This window comes from Streptomyces sp. NPDC005151, from assembly GCF_053599875.1.
In genome coordinates this window covers 1-12568 of the sequence record NZ_JBSFYR010000141.1, presented here as the reverse complement: position 1 = coordinate 12568, position 12568 = coordinate 1, and the positions used below count along the sequence as shown (strand labels likewise).

Annotated in this window: 12 protein-coding genes and 2 pseudogenes; 11 read left to right on the top strand and 3 right to left on the bottom strand. The window is 70.4% G+C overall.

All coding sequences use genetic code 11. The features are described from left to right. Positions 1-94 precede the first annotated feature (94 nt). Positions 95-451 (bottom strand): tetratricopeptide repeat protein, encoded by a 357-nt coding sequence (locus tag ACWD6R_RS37585; protein ID WP_393310120.1) that lies wholly within the window; start codon positions 449-451, stop codon positions 95-97. 165 nt (positions 452-616) lie between these two features. Between ACWD6R_RS37585 and ACWD6R_RS37580 the strand changes: the two genes are divergently transcribed. The 10 genes from ACWD6R_RS37580 to ACWD6R_RS37535 all read left to right on the top strand — a co-directional run bounded on the left by ACWD6R_RS37580 (position 617) and on the right by ACWD6R_RS37535 (position 10477). After that, entirely contained in the window at positions 617-1582 is a 966-nt protein-coding gene (locus ACWD6R_RS37580) for a pirin family protein (protein WP_451822853.1), read from the top strand. Positions 1583-1980: 398 nt separating this feature from the next. Further along, on the top strand, positions 1981-2799 hold the full coding sequence (locus ACWD6R_RS37575) for a collagenase (RefSeq protein WP_451822852.1): 819 nt from the start codon (positions 1981-1983) through the stop codon (positions 2797-2799). Between the two features lie 20 nt (positions 2800-2819). Further along, positions 2820-3986, top strand: a complete 1167-nt coding sequence (locus ACWD6R_RS37570; protein WP_451822851.1) for an NAD(P)/FAD-dependent oxidoreductase — start codon at positions 2820-2822, stop codon at positions 3984-3986. Then, positions 3983-4303 (top strand): (2Fe-2S)-binding protein, encoded by a 321-nt coding sequence (locus ACWD6R_RS37565; protein ID WP_451822850.1) that lies wholly within the window; start codon positions 3983-3985, stop codon positions 4301-4303. The genes ACWD6R_RS37570 and ACWD6R_RS37565 overlap by 4 nt, the downstream gene beginning before the upstream one ends. After that, positions 4284-5723, top strand: coding sequence for an FAD/NAD(P)-dependent oxidoreductase (locus tag ACWD6R_RS37560; RefSeq protein ID WP_451822849.1), 1440 nt, complete (start codon positions 4284-4286; stop codon positions 5721-5723). Before ACWD6R_RS37565 ends, ACWD6R_RS37560 begins: the two co-directional genes overlap by 20 nt. A gap of 117 nt (positions 5724-5840) precedes the next feature. Further along, positions 5841-6752 (top strand): dihydrodipicolinate synthase family protein, encoded by a 912-nt coding sequence (locus ACWD6R_RS37555; protein ID WP_451822848.1) that lies wholly within the window; start codon positions 5841-5843, stop codon positions 6750-6752. A 26-nt stretch (positions 6753-6778) separates the two neighbouring features. Beyond that, the gene (locus tag ACWD6R_RS37550; RefSeq protein ID WP_451822847.1) at positions 6779-7780 is read left to right on the top strand and encodes a proline racemase family protein; all 1002 of its coding nucleotides are present in this window, start codon (positions 6779-6781) and stop codon (positions 7778-7780) included. After that, on the top strand, positions 7777-8799 hold the full coding sequence (locus ACWD6R_RS37545) for a proline racemase family protein (protein WP_451822846.1): 1023 nt from the start codon (positions 7777-7779) through the stop codon (positions 8797-8799). Before ACWD6R_RS37550 ends, ACWD6R_RS37545 begins: the two co-directional genes overlap by 4 nt. A 28-nt stretch (positions 8800-8827) precedes the next feature. Beyond that, positions 8828-9757: an ornithine cyclodeaminase family protein gene (locus ACWD6R_RS37540; protein ID WP_451822854.1), complete on the top strand. Its 930-nt coding sequence runs from the start codon at positions 8828-8830 to the stop codon at positions 9755-9757. Between the two features lie 42 nt (positions 9758-9799). Beyond that, positions 9800-10477 carry a GntR family transcriptional regulator gene (locus tag ACWD6R_RS37535; protein ID WP_451822845.1) on the top strand — a complete coding sequence of 226 codons (678 nt, stop codon included), beginning with the start codon at positions 9800-9802 and terminating at the stop codon, positions 10475-10477. A 76-nt stretch (positions 10478-10553) separates the two neighbouring features. Here ACWD6R_RS37535 and ACWD6R_RS37530 read toward each other — a convergent pair. Continuing rightward, positions 10554-11557 (bottom strand): annotated as a pseudogene (locus ACWD6R_RS37530) (IS5 family transposase). A gap of 73 nt (positions 11558-11630) precedes the next feature. Continuing rightward, positions 11631-12086: a hypothetical protein gene (locus ACWD6R_RS37525; protein WP_451822844.1), complete on the bottom strand. Its 456-nt coding sequence runs from the start codon at positions 12084-12086 to the stop codon at positions 11631-11633. A gap of 298 nt (positions 12087-12384) precedes the next feature. Here ACWD6R_RS37525 and ACWD6R_RS37520 point away from each other — a divergent pair. Continuing rightward, positions 12385-12568: pseudogene (locus ACWD6R_RS37520) on the top strand (hypothetical protein); the annotation flags it as partial.

Genomic DNA, 12568 nt, shown 5'->3' with positions numbered 1-12568 from the left:
CATCACCATGGCTCCGCCATGGCTCAATCCTCCGCCTTGCGATGCACGCACCCCAGCCCCGCTCCTTCACCCACCCCCCCATTGCCGGTCGGTCTCAGCTGCTCACGTCCTCCCCGAAGTCCCCGGACATCGCCGCCGCCATCCGCAGATGAGGCGTCGCCTCCTCCTGCCGGCCCTGCCGCTCCAGGGTGCGGCCGAGCATCAGCCGCGCATAGTGCTCCACCGGGTCGCGCTGCAGCACCGCCCGCAGCTCCGTCTCGGCCTTGCCGAGCCGCGCCGAGTGGTAGTAGGCGCGGGCCAGCAGCAGCCGCGGCGCGACCTGCTCCGGCGCTTCCTCGACCAGTCCGCCCAGGATCCGGGCCGCGGTCAGGTACTCCTTGGCCTCGAAGAACATCCGGGCGCGGTCCCAGCGGTCGGCTGCCGTGCCGAACTCGTAATAGGTGTCGTTCACTTGCCCTCCTCGGTTGAGGCCTTGGGAGATCCGTCGGGCCATGCATCCAGTCGTTCGCGCGGCCCGCTTTCAGCTTGCACAACACCCCATTATGGTTGAACATTCCACCAAACTTTTGGCGTGGGTACCGACCGCCCGCGCCTGCACAGGAATAGGTTGAGCGCCATGAGCAATCTCGATCGCCAGGCCGCACTCTCCGTCTGCGGCGGCCGGGGCTTTGTCGTCGCCGACCCGGTCCGTGAACTCCTCGCCCCGCGTCACGTCCAGCTCGGCGAGTCCACCGAGGTTCGCAGGCTACTGCCCAACCTCGGCCGCCGGATGGTCGGAGCCTGGGCCTTCGTCGATCACTACGGCCCCGACGACATCGCCGACGAACCCGGGATGCAGGTACCGCCCCATCCCCACATGGGCCTGCAGACGGTCAGCTGGCTCCACGACGGCGAGGTGCTTCACCGCGACAGCCTGGGGAGCCTGCAGACGATCCGCCCGCGCGAACTGGGACTGATGACCTCCGGCAGGGCCATCAGTCACTCCGAGGAGAGCCCGAAGCCGCACGCTCGTTTTCTGCACGGCGCTCAGCTCTGGGTTGCGCTGCCCGACGCCCACCGCCAGGTCGAGCCGCACTTCCAGCATCACACCGACCTGCCGACCGTCACCGCCCCCGGCCTCACCGCCACGGTGATCCTCGGCGAGCTGGACGGCGCCACCTCGCCCGGCACCGCCTACACCCCGATCGTCGGCGCCGACATCGCCCTGACCCGTGGCGCCGAGGCGCGCCTGCCGCTCGATCCGGACTTCGAGTACGCCGTGCTGTCAATGTCCGGCGAGGCGGAGGTCGACGGCGTGCCCCTGCTGCCCGGATCGATGCTCTACCTCGGCTGCGGCCGCACCGAACTCCCGCTGCGCGCCGACTCCGACACGGGGCTGATGCTCCTCGGGGGCGAGCCCTTCGAGGAGGAGATCGTCATGTGGTGGAACTTCATCGGCCGTACGAGCGAGGAGATCGCTCAGGCTCGCGAGGACTGGATGGGCGCTTCTCGCTTCGGCGAGGTGAAGGGCTACCAGGGAGGTCCGCTGTCCGCCCCCGAACTCCCTCCTGTGCCACTGAAACCCCGGGGGCGTGTGCGCTGACCAGGAGGATAGTCCTGTAGCAAGGTCCCGAGAGGCGCTGTCGATTTACCTGGCGGCAAGTGACTCTGCAGTGGGTGCAGCGCCGTCCGGTCCCCCCTCTGGAGAGGGGGACTATGTTTCCCAGGTTTGGCAATCTGCGATCAGGTTAGGTCAACCTGATGCTGACTCAATGCTGACATTTATGACGGAGCGTCACTATTGGGGTGTGTGGCTGTCGTCATGGGTACCGCGCACGGAGAGCTCCCACTTCAGGTGGCTGACTGGAGAGGGGAGGGGGGCGACTTTGTTCGGCAGAGATCTGTGGCTACCGGACAATGCCGCTGATGCGATGGATGCACCCCAACGGTCAGGTGACCTCTGACGGCCATCACGGGCTGGTAATTGACTTGGGATTCGCGATGCCGGGCTACTACGGCGAGGGCCTCTGGTACCGGTCGGACCGTGTTACCGCCGTGGACGAGGGCACGGCCGAGTTCTTCGACGGCGACACCCGCGACGACGGTGTGGCCGTCCGCAAGTCCATGGTGAGCTGGGTCATCAGGGACACAGCCGGCGGCCGTCCGCGCATGACCGTGAATCAGGTGCTGCACGCCACCTACGGCGGGGACGGCTCCCGCATCTACCCGTACGCCGCGACGTTCTTCGAGTTCCTGTGGACCGAGCGGCCCGGGCTGCTCCAGGAGATGTACCGGCACCTGCGTGCCGACGACCCGGCGGCCTTCGACGCCTGGCGCGACCGGCTCGGCACGGACGCCGCGCTCCAGCGGGCGTACGACGCCTTCCTCGACGAGCAGATCGCCAAGGTCGACCAGCTCTTCGTGCCCAATACGACCTTCACGCCGAACGAGCAGCTGCGCGACTCCTCGCTGAAGTCCGTGCGCCGCACCTCCTATTCGGTCACCTGGAACAAGCCTCACTGCGTCGAGAACGGCGACACGGGCAAGCGGAGCTTCATCTGCACCGGCAGGATCACGGCGAACCTGAAGGACTTCCGCAACCCGGACCAGGTCTTCAAGGACATGTTCCGAGAAGGTCGACTACTCCATCCTCGAGCGGGCCGGGGTCGCGTCCAACAACTGGGCCGACATGAACTGCTCCTTCGGCCCGGTAAAGATCCGGACCAACGGCGCGGCCGGTACGTCCACTTACTCCTGCGACGGACCGCTGCGCAGCTGACACGCAAGATCCGTGGCGTGAAACCCTTGGCCGTCACATAGCAATGTGACATATTACTGCCGTGCCCAAGAGACACTCCCTGGATGCCGTCATCATCGGTGCCGGCGTCGTCGGAGCCGCCTGCGCGTACTACGCGAGCCGCTCCGGCCTCTCCGTCGCCGTCGTCGACCGCGGTCCCGTCGCGGGCGGCACCACCGGCGCCGGGGAAGGCAATCTGCTCGTCTCCGACAAGGAAGCGGGCCCCGAGCTCGACCTCGCGCTGCTGTCCACCCGACTCTGGCGCGAACTGCGCTCGGCACTCCCACCGGAGGCCGAGTACGAGCCCAAGGGCGGCCTCGTCGTGGCGCCCGACGAGGCCACCCTGTCCGCCCTGCGCACCTTTGCCGAAGGCCAGCGCGGGGCGGGCGTCGAGGCCTACGAGATTGCCGCGGACCGGCTCCACGACCTCGAACCCCATCTGGCTCCCGGCCTCGCCGGAGCCTTCCACTACCCCCAGGACGCCCAGGTCCAGCCCGCCCGGGCCGCCGCCGAACTGCTGCGCGCGGCCGGCCGCCACGGTGCCCGGCTGCATCTCGGCGAAGAGGTCACCGAGATCCTGACCGGCCCGGACGGGGCCGTCCGCGGCGTACGCACCCCGCGCCGCGAACTCCTCGCCCCGGCTGTCGTCAACGCCGCCGGTACCTGGGGCGGACAGGTCGCCGGACTCGCCGGCACACACCTTCCGGTACTGCCCCGCCGGGGCTTCGTCCTCGTCACCGAACCGCTGCCGCGGGTCGTCCGCCACAAGGTGTACGCCGCGGACTACATCGCCGACGTCGCCAGCGGCTCCGCCGCTCTGCAGTCCTCCGCCGTCGTCGAGGGAACCCCCTCCGGGCCTGTTCTGATCGGCGCCACCCGTGAACGCGTGGGCTTCGAACGGACCTTGTCCACCGAGGCGCTGCGCCGCCTCGCCGCCCAGGCCGCCGCCCTCTTCCCGGTCCTCGCGGACGTCCACGCGATGCGCGTCTACCACGGCTTCCGCCCCTATCTCCCCGACCACCTCCCGGCGATCGGCCCCGACCCGAGGGTGCCCGGCCTCCATCACGCCTGCGGCCACGAGGGAGCCGGTATCGGCCTGGCGCCGGCCACCGGGCTGCTGATCGCCTCCGTACTGCGCGGCGAGAGGCCCGCCCTGGACCTGACCCCGTTCCGCCCCGAACGCTTCGACCGTCAAGGAGCCGACCGATGAGCCCCGACCCTTCACCGCAGGCGCTCGTTCGGGCGGAACCGGAGGCGTCGTTCGAGGTCACCCTCGACGGCCGTCCGCTGACCGCGCTGCCCGGGCAGAGCCTTGCCGCCGTGCTCTGGGCCGCCGGCATCCTCGCCTGGCGCACCACCCGGGGGAGCGGGGCGCCGCGCGGAGCGTTCTGCGGTATCGGCGCCTGCTACGACTGCCTGCTCACCGTCAATGGCCGCCCCAATCAGCGTGCCTGCCTGGTCCCCGCCCGGCCCGGCGACATCCTCACCACCCAGGAGGGGACCGGCCATGCCGACCTCGCCGTCTGAACCGACCGAGCCGGCCGACCTCGCCGTCGTGGGCGCGGGCCCCGCAGGGCTCGCGGCCGCCGTCGCGGCGGCCGACCTGGGCCTGCGCGTCACCCTGCTCGACGCGGGGGAGCGGCCCGGCGGGCAGTTCTACCGCCACCCCGCGCCCGGTCTCGGCGCCCGGCGCCCGGAAGCCCTGCATCACGGCTGGCGCGCCTTCGCCGGAAGGGCGCGCCGACTGCGGGATCACGAGCGGCACGGCAGGGTCACCCATCTGACCGGCCATCATGTGTGGACCGTCGTCCGCGACTCGGACTGCTGGCGGCTGCACGCCGTCGCCGGTCCCGAGGAGACGCCCGCCATGGTCCATGCCTCCGCGGTGCTGCTCGCCACCGGCGCGTACGAGAGGCAACTTCCCTTCCCCGGCTGGACCTTGCCCGGGGTCGTGGGTGCGGGCGGCGCGCAGGCCATGCTCAAGTCCGGCCTGGTGCTTCCCGGCAAGCGGATCGTGGTGGCCGGCAGCGGCCCGCTGCTGCTGGCCGTGGCGGGATCGCTCGCCGCGGCCGGCGCCCGGGTGCCCGCCGTCGTGGAGGCCGCCTCCTACACGGCGTACGCGCGTGAAGTCCCCTCCCTCGTACGCAACCCGGGCAAGCTCGTCGAGGGTGCCGTGCACGGAGGCGGCCTGCTGCGGCACTCCGTCCGTCTGCTGACCCGGCACGCGGTCATGGCCGCCCACGGCACCGGACGGGTCGAGGCCGTCACCGTCTCCCGCCTCGACCGTGACTGGCGGCCCGTGCCCGGCACCGGCCGGCGCATTCCGTGCGACGCGCTCGCGGTGGGCCACGGCCTGGTCCCCCAGCTGGAACTGGCCACCGGACTCGGCTGTGCCACCCGTCGCACCCCGGACGGCACCCTCGCCCTGGAACTCGACGTTGACCAGCGCACCTCCGTTCCCGGTGTCTGGGCGGCGGGGGAGACCGGCGGCATCGGAGGCGCCGAACTCGCCCTGACCGAGGGCGAACTGGCCGCCGCGTCCATCGCCCACGAGCTGCACGGCACTCCGTACTCGCGGGCCGTGGCCGGGCTCGCCCGGCGCCGGGCGCGACTGCGTGCCTTCGCCGACGCGATGGCCGCCGCGCACCGGCCGGGGCCCGGCTGGACCGACTGGCTGGACGACGCCACCGATGTGTGCCGCTGCGAGGAGGTACCGGCCTCCGGCATCAGGGAGGCCGTGGCCGAGCTGGGCGCGCGCGACGCCCGGACCGTCAAGCTGCTGACCCGCGCCGGTATGGGCTGGTGCCAGGGCCGGATGTGCGGTGAGGCGGTGGCGTGTCTGGCAGGGGCGGAACCCGCGGCGGACCGGCGCCCGCTGTCCTGCCCGGTTCCGCTGAAGCACCTCGCCGAGCTGCCGCCCCCGGCGGAAGCCGGCGCCGAAGACTGACGCCGAGAAGCTGACGGTCGCCTCTCCGTGGCGGCCGTGCCGGCACGGCGGGCCCTTGTGGCCTCCGTGCATCCCTTAGTAAAATGTCACACCTCACATGAGTAGGAGTCTCACGTCATGACCGCAGAGTCCACCGCGTCCCGCAACCACCCCTGGCGCGGAATCATGGTCGCCACCACCCTGCCGCTGCGCGACGATCTCTCCGTCGACTACGACGCCTACGCCGAGCACGTCGCCTGGCTCATCGCCAACGGCTGCGACGGCGTCGTCCCCAACGGCTCCCTCGGCGAGTACCAGACGCTCACCGACGAGGAGCGCGCCCGCGTCGTCCGTACCGCGGTCGAGGCCGCGGGCGACGGATCCCGCGTGATGCCCGGGGCCGCCGCCTACGGCAGCGCGGAGTCGCGCCGCTGGGCCGAGCAGGCCGCCGAGGTGGGCGCGGGTTCCGTTCTGCTGCTTCCGCCGAACGCCTTCCGCGCCGACGAATTTGCCGTACGCGCCCACTACGCCGAGGTGGCGAAGGCCGGCGTGCCCATCGTCGCGTACAACAACCCGTACGACACCAAGGTCGACCTCACCCCCGCCCTGCTCGCCCAGCTGCACCAGGACGGCAGCATCGTCGCCGTCAAGGAGTTCAGCGGCGATGTCCGCCGTGCCTACGAGATCGCCGAACTCGCCCCCGGCCTCGACCTGCTGATCGGCGCCGACGACGTCCTGCTCGAACTCGCCCTGGCCGGTGCGGTCGGCTGGATCGCCGGCTACCCCAACGCCCTGCCCGCCTCCTGCGCCACTCTCTACCACGCCGCCGTCGCCGGCGACCTTCAGACCGCGCTGCCGCTCTACAAGTCCCTGCATTCGCTGCTGCGCTGGGACTCCAAGACCGAGTTCGTCCAGGCCATCAAGCTCTCCATGGACATCGCGGGCCGCGCCGGCGGCGCCGTCCGGCCGCCGCGCTTCCCGCTCACCGGTGCGCAGGAGGCGTCCGTGCGCGCCGTCACCGAGAAGGCACTCGCCGAGGGCCTGAAGTAGAAACCACCCGCTGAGAAGGGGACTTCATGCGTACCCGTCACGTCTTCCATGCCGTCGACTCCCACACTGAGGGCATGCCGACCCGCGTCATCACCGGCGGCGTCGGTGTCATCCCTGGCGCCACCATGGCTGAGCGCAGGCTGCACTTCATCGAACACCTCGACCACATTCGCACCCTGCTGATGTACGAGCCGCGCGGCCACTCGGCCATGAGCGGCGCGATCCTCCAGCCGCCCACCCGGCCCGACGCCGACTACGGCGTGCTCTACATCGAGGTGTCCGGGCTGCTGCCGATGTGCGGTCACGGGACCATAGGGGTCGCCACCGTGCTTGTCGAGACCGGCATGGTGCCGGTCGTGGAGCCGGTCACCACGGTCCGCCTGGACACCCCGGCGGGGCTGGTGAGCGTCGACGTACGGGTCGAGGACGGTGCGGCGAAGTCCGTCACTCTCACCAATGTCCCGGCCTTCTGCCTCGCGCTCGACCGCAAGGTGGAAGTGCCGGGACACGGCACGGTCACCTATGACATCGCATACGGCGGCAACTTTTACGCCTTCGTCCAGCTCGACTCCCTCGGCCTGCCCTTCGACCGTGCCCGCAAGGACGACCTCCTTGCCGCCGGGCTCGCCATCATGGACGCGATCAACGCCACCGACCGGCCAGTCCACCCGGAGAACCCGGAGATCAGCGGCGTCAAGCACGTCTATCTCGCCGCCCCCGGCTCGGACGCCGTCCGCTCCCGGCACGCCATGGCCATCCATCCGGGCTGGTTCGACCGTTCGCCGTGCGGTACGGGCACCTCGGCCCGGATGGCACAGCTGCACGCCCGCGGCGAGCTCCCGCTCGGCCGCGACTTCGTCAACGAGTCCTTCATCGGTACCGAGTTCACCGGCCGTCTGATCGAGGAGACCACCGTCGGCGGACTGCCCGCGGTCGTCCCCACCGTCACCGGCCGGGCCTGGATCACCGGCACCGCCCAGTACTTCCTGGATCCGAGCGATCCGTTCCCCGGAGGCTTCCTGCTGTGACCGTTGTACGCACCACCGATTACCACACTGCGGGCGAACCCTTCCGCATCGTCTCCGAAGGGCTGCCCGCGATCCCCGGCGACACGGTCGCCGAGCGCTGCGCCAACACCATCGGTGCCGGCGGATCCGGCACCGCCCCCCGTTCCGGCCCGCTGGACGACATCCGACGGCTGCTGGTCCAGGAACCCCGCGGCCACGCCGGGATGTACGGCGGATTCGTCGTCCCGCCCGACGACGAAGGCGCCCATCTCGGCGTCCTCTTCTGGCACAAGGACGGCTTCTCCACCGCCTGCGGGCACGGCACGATCGCGCTCGGCGCCTGGGCCGTGGACAGCGGGCTGGTCGCCGCGCCCGACGACGGCTCCGTCCAGGTCCGTATCGACGTGCCCTCGGGGAGGGTCTCCGCCACGGTGCACCGCGAGGCCGGCCGCACCACCGGCGTCACCTTCCGCAACGTCCCGGCCAGGGTGGCCGCCCGCAAGATCCCCGTCGCCACCAGCCGGGGCATGGCCGACGTGGACATCGCGCACTCGGGAGCCTGCTACGCCTCGGTGCCCGCGGCGCAGCTCGGCCTCGACGTGAACACCGCTTCGCTGGACGCACTCGTGCGCGTGGGTCAGGAGATCCGTGCCGCGCTGGCCGGCCACCCCGCCACCTGGCACCCCGACAGCCCCCTGCTGTCCGGCGTCTACGGCGTGATCCTCTACGAGGAGCTGCCCGACACCCCCATGGGGCCCGCGCAGTGCAATGTCACCGTCTTCGCCGACGGTCAGATCGACCGGTCACCGTGCGGGTCCGGCACCTCCGCCCGGCTCGCGCTGCTCGCCGAGGACGGCAGGCTGGGGCCGGGCGACACCCTGCACCATGAGTCGGTCATCGGCACCGTCTTCACCGGCCGGGTCGTCCCCGGTACGGAGGAAGGCATCGTCACCGAGGTCACCGGCACCGCGCACCGGACCGGGGAGCACACCTTCGTACTGGAGCCCGGCGACAGCCTGGCGACCGGATTCCTGCTGTGAGGGGCCGGCTGTGAAAGACCTCCTGTGCATGGACGCGGACGACGTCGCCCGCGTGCTGTCCCCCTCTGCCGCGGCCGACGCCGTGGCGGAGGTCCTGAGGGCGGGCCTCGACCCGGAGGCCTGCCCGCCCCGCGCCAACGTCCCGGTGCCGGCGGGCGAGTTGCTGCTGATGCCGGCGGCCGCCGGGGCGTACGCGGGGGTGAAGATTGCGGGGGTGGCCCCGGCCAATCCCGGGCGCGGGCTGCCCCGCATCACCGGCGGATACCTGCTGCTGGAGGGTGCCACCCTGATGCCCGTGGCGCTCCTGGACGGCGCCGCGCTGACGTCCCTGCGCACCCCGGCGGTCTCCGCCGTGGCCATCCGGCACCTGGCCGCACCCGACGCGGAGCATCTGGTGCTCTTCGGCGCCGGCCCGCAGGCGTACGGCCACCTGGAAGCGGTCCTCGCGGTACGGCCGTTGACCAGGGTGACCGTCGTGTCCCGTACTGCGGAGGCCGCCGAGGCCCTCGTCGCGCACGCCCGTACGGCGTTCGGCCTCGACGCCCGCACCGGAACCCCGGCCGAGGTGTCCGGTGCCGATCTGGTCGTCTGCTGCACCACGGCACGCGAGCCGCTCTTCGACGGACGTCTGGTTCCCGAGCACGCCACCGTCGTCGCCGTCGGCTCGCACGAACCGGAGGCCCGCGAGACGGACACCGCGCTGGTGAGCCGCTCCCGCGTCTTCGTCGAGGCGCGCTCCGTCGCACTGAGGGAAGCCGGAGATCTGATCATTCCGCAGCGGGAAGGGGCCCTCGCGCCTGACCAGATCGTCGGTACACTCGCCGATCTCGTGTCCGGCCGGACCACCCCCGGACCCGGTGGCCCCCGTTTCTTCAAGAGCGTGGGCATGGCCTGGCAGGACCTCGCCGTCGCGGCCGCGGTCCACCGGGCCCTTGAGTGGGCGCCCAGCGCAACGTGACATTGTACGCTGGGTGCCCGGCGAACACTCGGAGGAACGACCATGGGCGACCTGAAGCAGCGCACTCTGATCACTGCCCGGGAGCGGCTGCGTGACCAGGTCGCCCAGGCCCTGCACGCCGCACTGATCGCCGGCGAACTGCGCCCGGGACAGATCTACTCCGCGCCCGGTCTCGCCGCCGACTTCGGCGTCTCGGCCACCCCGGTGCGCGAGGCGATGCTCGACCTCGCGCGCGAGGGTCTTGTCGAACCCGTACGTAACAAGGGTTTCCGGGTCACCGAGTTGAGCGAGCGCGACCTCGACCAGTACACCGAACTGCGCGCTCTCATCGAGGTTCCCACCATCGGCAGGATCACCGAGAAGTGCTCCCGGGACGCGATCGAGGACCTCCGCCCCCTCGCCGAGGCCATCGTGGAGCGCGCCCGCGAGCACGACCTCATCGGCTATCTGGAGGCGGACCGCCGCTTCCATCTCGCCCTCCTCACCCTGTCCGGCAACGAGCGGCTGGTCGAGACGGTCGGCGATCTGCGCAAGCGCTCCCGGCTGTACGGCCTCAACGCGCTCGACGAGCGCGGTGAGCTGATCTCCTCCGCCGAGGAACACCTCGAGCTCCTCGACCACATGGTGACCGGTGACCCGGAGGCCGCCATGGCCTGCATGGCCCGGCATCTCGGACACGTACGTTCCGTGTGGGCACAGGACCACGACGAATCCGTTTGACCGGGGCCCAAGTGGAGCCCCGGCCACCGGTGGTCGTTCCCGGGGCTGCTCCCCTAGGGCCTGTTTGGAGTCGTGATCAACCAGGTGCCTGCAGGAGGTCGTTGATCCAGATTATCGAGGCCCGGAGGTAAAGGCCGGCGAGGTAGCTTTCGGGAGTCTTGTCGTATCGAGTCGCGATGCCCCGCCAGGCCTTCAGCTTGTTGATCAGGCGCTCGACGGTGTTCCGCTCCTTGTATAGACCGGCGTCGTGGCTTGAGGGCCGGCTGCCCCGGCTGCCCTTCTTCTTCCGGTTGGCCGCTTGGTCCTTCTTCTCTGGGATGACCGCCTTGATGTTGCGTTTTCGCAGGTAGGAGCGGTTGCCGCGGGACGAGTAGGCCTTGTCTGCGGCGACCGCGTCGGGGCGGGTGCGGGGGCGGCCGACGGGCAGACGGATGCGCACCTTCTGCAGCACGGGGACGAACTGCGGGCTGTCGGCGGCCTGCCCTGCGGTCAGGACGAGCGACAACGGACGGCATTTGCGGTCCGCGGCGAGATGAACCTTGCTGGTCAGCCCGCCTCGGGACCTGCCGAGCAGGGCTTCCTTCAAGCGGAGCTTGCGCCGTCGCCGGATGTGTCGCCGCTCTTCCTGTTTGGGGTCGTTACCGCTGCCCTGCCCGTTCTGCTCCTGCGGGCCGCCCCCTTTTTTTGCCGGGCCTGCTCCTGCTCGGCGGCAGCTTCCTCCAGGGCGTCCATGACCTCCTTGCCGATGCGTATCCCGGCGGCGTCGTGGTGGGCGCGGGCGGTGGTGGAGTCCACGCTGACCACGGACAAGTCCGTCTTCCCCCGGCGGGCGGCCTCGGCGATCAGGCCTTCCAACAGCGCGGTGAAGACGCCGGCGCCCCTCCAGACCCGGAAGCGGCCGTAGACCGACGGCCAAGGACCGAACTCGCAGGGCATCTCCCGCCACCGGGCGCCGGACCGGAACCGCCAGATCACCCCCTCAAACTGCTTCAGCCGCTCGGGGTACGGGCCGAACCCGCCGATCGGCAGGTAGGACTCGATGAACTTCCATTGATCGTCGGTGAGTTGACTGCGCGTCACACCCAGCGTCCTACCGGATCCTGTCCCCATACGAGGACGGAACCCGAAGATTGATCACACCATCACACAGGCTCTAGGCGGTCACTGTCCGGCGCGACCAACGCGGTCTCAGGGCGACGCCTAGGGCGACCAGTTCCGCGGCAACGAGTGTTGTGACGTTGGCCCAGTTGTACGGCAGGGTCATGGCGACCGGAAGGGCCACCAGCAAGGCAGCCCCCTGCAGGACGGTGGAAATTGCCGGCAGATCCTTCACCGCCGCGGCCTTCCACGTGCGGAAGGCCGCGATCCCCCACAGCAGCGGGAACAGCAGGCAGACGATGGCAGCGACGGCGAAAATCGGCACGGCGATCACGTTCCCCATGTTCCCGCCGCCAGGTGAGTCGTCGCCGGGAACGACCACCGGGTGGTCCACGTACCAGTTCGCGAGGAGCGTCGCCTGCACGAACACGGCAGGGAAGACGGCTGAGGTCAGGGCGGCCGCGCCGTGCCAGTGCCAGGATCGGGTCGCCGCCCCGCCAGTCGCTGCCACCGCTACTCCTTGTCCGTCTAACTGCTATAGGCCGCACCAACCGCTACGCCTGGTAAACGAGTCCGCCATACCAGGGCTTGTGCTGGTCAGCGCAGCGAGAGTGTAGGCGCTCACCGGGGCACGTGTCTGCCATCGGCATGCCCGTCCGCACGTCCCGAATTCAGCACCGGGCACTGCGACAAGACGCTTGACAACTACATGGCGGGGCTTCAACTACGCGGATCGATCATCTGGATGCGCAGCCTCCATCCGGCCAGGTGATCACGACTCCAAACAGGCCCTAGGTCGTGAACGTCCGGTGTGGCGCCCGGGCGCCGAACTGGAGCAGTTCCGACCACTGATCTCGGCCCTGCGGATCGCCGGGCTCGCCGCCGAGCACATCACCGTGGCCATGAACCAGCTCAAGGCTGTGCTCCTGGGCGTCGATCCCGTACTGCGCGAGTCGTTGTCCGGACTCAGGAACCCGGCCCTGATCGACCGAT

What these genes read in the sequence shown, in the direction of transcription:
- ACWD6R_RS37580 (WP_451822853.1), top strand. Translation starts at nt 617, where the DNA reads ATGAGCAATCTCGATCGCCAGGCCGCACTCTCCGTCTGCGGCGGCCGG.
- ACWD6R_RS37575 (WP_451822852.1), top strand. Translation starts at nt 1,981, where the DNA reads ATGCCGGGCTACTACGGCGAGGGCCTCTGGTACCGGTCGGACCGTGTT.
- ACWD6R_RS37565 (WP_451822850.1), top strand. Translation starts at nt 3,983, where the DNA reads ATGAGCCCCGACCCTTCACCGCAGGCGCTCGTTCGGGCGGAACCGGAG.
- ACWD6R_RS37560 (WP_451822849.1), top strand. Translation starts at nt 4,284, where the DNA reads ATGCCGACCTCGCCGTCTGAACCGACCGAGCCGGCCGACCTCGCCGTC.
- ACWD6R_RS37555 (WP_451822848.1), top strand. Translation starts at nt 5,841, where the DNA reads ATGACCGCAGAGTCCACCGCGTCCCGCAACCACCCCTGGCGCGGAATC.
- ACWD6R_RS37550 (WP_451822847.1), top strand. Translation starts at nt 6,779, where the DNA reads ATGCGTACCCGTCACGTCTTCCATGCCGTCGACTCCCACACTGAGGGC.
- ACWD6R_RS37540 (WP_451822854.1), top strand. Translation starts at nt 8,828, where the DNA reads ATGGACGCGGACGACGTCGCCCGCGTGCTGTCCCCCTCTGCCGCGGCC.
- ACWD6R_RS37535 (WP_451822845.1), top strand. Translation starts at nt 9,800, where the DNA reads ATGGGCGACCTGAAGCAGCGCACTCTGATCACTGCCCGGGAGCGGCTG.